The 2,231-nt window shown below is 69.9% G+C and carries 1 protein-coding gene and 1 pseudogene; both read left to right on the forward strand.

Annotated elements, in window-relative coordinates:
• Positions 1 to 352 (forward strand): annotated as a pseudogene (locus AC06FP_RS16795) (methyl-accepting chemotaxis protein); the annotation flags it as partial.
• Positions 353 to 620: 268 nt separating this feature from the next.
• A partial coding sequence (locus AC06FP_RS16800) for a cache domain-containing protein (RefSeq protein WP_478076330.1) occupies positions 621 to 2,231 on the forward strand: 1,611 nt, incomplete at its 3' end.

The raw sequence follows: 2,231 nt of genomic DNA on the forward strand, positions 1-2,231 counted from the left end.
TTCCGCCGCCTCGCAGGAACAGAGCGCCGGCATCGAGCAGGTCAACCAGACCGTGATGCAGATGGACGAAACCACCCAGCAGAACGCCGCGCTGGTGGAGGAAGCCACCGCCGCCGCGCGGTCGATGGAGGAACAGGCCAACCACCTGGCCGCGGCGGTCGCCCTGTTCCGCATCGATGCGGCGGCCGCGCCGGCCTCCGCGGCGGCACCTGCGCCGACGCCCGCTGCGGCGCGGCCGGTCCCGCGCCGCGACGAGGCCCGCATGCCCGCAGTGCCGCGGCGTCCGGCGGCCAGCGCGGTCCGCAAGGTCGACGCCGCCCTGGCCGACGGCGACGACTGGCAGGAGTTCTGATCCCGCGCCGACGCCGGCAGGACCCGACGGTGGACGCCCAGGCACCCGCGCCCGGGCGTCCGCCAGCGGCAGGCCCGGCGCAGGGCGCGTGGTGTGATGCCCATCGCACCGCAATCCCGCGTCCCGTCATGGATCGCCCCGCCTCCGCCGCGGACGCTGCAGTTACGGCAGACCGGGCCGATAACGCAGGAAGGCAGCTGACCGTTTCGTGATCCGAGGACACAGGGCCAGCCCCTCCCTGCATGGTGACGGAAAAGGAAACAGCCGCATGAACATCCCCTCAGCCCTGCGCATCTTCAGCGATCTGCCGCTGCGCCGGAAATTCGTATTGATGCTCGCCATTCTGGCGGCCGGCATCGTCGCCCTGTGCCTGGTCACGGCGCGGCGCAACCATGCCGAACTGCTGCAGAACGAGCGCAATGCCCTGCACACGCGCGTGGAAGCGGCACTGGCCCTGGCCAACCGCTACGCCGACCGCGCCGCCGCCGGCGAAATGAGCGACGAACAGGCGCGCCGGCAGGCGCTGGCGGCCATCGAATCGCTGCGCAGCGCCAACGGCAGCGACTACCTGTGGGTGAACGACGAACACCCCACCATGCTGATGCATCCCTACCAGACCGCGCTGAACGGCAAGGACCTGCGCGACACCACCAGCGCCGACGGCAAGAAGATCTTCGTGGAGATGGTCCGGCTGGCGCAGAAGGACGGCGGCGGTTTCCTCGACTACACCTGGCCCAAGCCCGGCGTCGATGGCGCGGTGCAGAAAATCTCCTACGTCGGCCTGCACGAGCGCTGGGGCTGGATCATCGGCAGCGGCGAGTACACCGACGACATCGCCGCGCGCGCCTGGAGCTTCAGCAAGGTGCTGGTCCTGGCCGGCGCGCTGGTGCTGTTGTCGGCGCTGCTGCTGTGCTGGCTGATCGCCCGCTCCATCCTGCGCCCGCTTTCCGGCGCGCTGGGCGCGATCCAGGCGGTGTCGCATGGCGAGCTGGACGTGCGCGTGGACCATCAGTCCCGCGACGAAATCGGGCAGATGTACGCGGCCATCGGCGAGATGGCCGTCCAGCTCAGGGCGCGGGCCGAGCAGGACTGCGCGCGCGCCGCCGAGGACCTGCGCATCCGCACCGCGCTGGACGACGTCACCACCAGCGTGATGATCGCCGATGCCGACCTCAACATCATCTACGCCAACCGGCCGCTGATGGAGATGCTGGGCAGGGCCGAACAGGACCTGCGCCGCGACCTGCCGAACTTCGACATGCAGACCCTGGTCGGCAGCAACATCGACATCTTCCACAAACACCCGCCGCACCAACGCAGGCTGCTGGGCGAACTGCGCGGCACCCACCGCGCACAGATCAGCGTCGGCGGCCACGTGATGCGCCAGATCATCAACCCGGTGGCCGACGCCGAGGGCCGGCGCATCGGCTACGTGGTCGAGTGGGACGACCGTACCCTCGAGGTGCAGGTGGAGCAGGAAGTCAGCGGCATCATCGCCGCCGCCTCGCATGGCGACCTGTCCGGGCGCATCGTGCTGGAAGGCAAGAGCGGCTTCCTGCTGCAGATTTCCGAGCAGCTCAACGGCCTGCTGGCGGCCATCGACGGCAGCGTGCAGCAGGTATCGGGCGTACTGCGCGCGCTCTCCCAGGGCGACCTCACCGTGCAGATGGAAGGCGACTACCGCGGCACCTTCGCCGCCATGCGCGACGACGCCAATGCCACCGTCATCCAGCTCACCGGCATCATCGACCGCATCCAGACCGCGGCCTCCAGCATCCACCGCGCGGCGGCGGAAATCGCCACCGGCAACAACGACCTGTCGCGCCGCACCGAGCAGCAGGCCGCCAACCTCGAGGAAACCGCCGCCTCCATGGAGGAG

Source organism: Stenotrophomonas sp. Steno-Z2 (assembly GCF_056393235.1).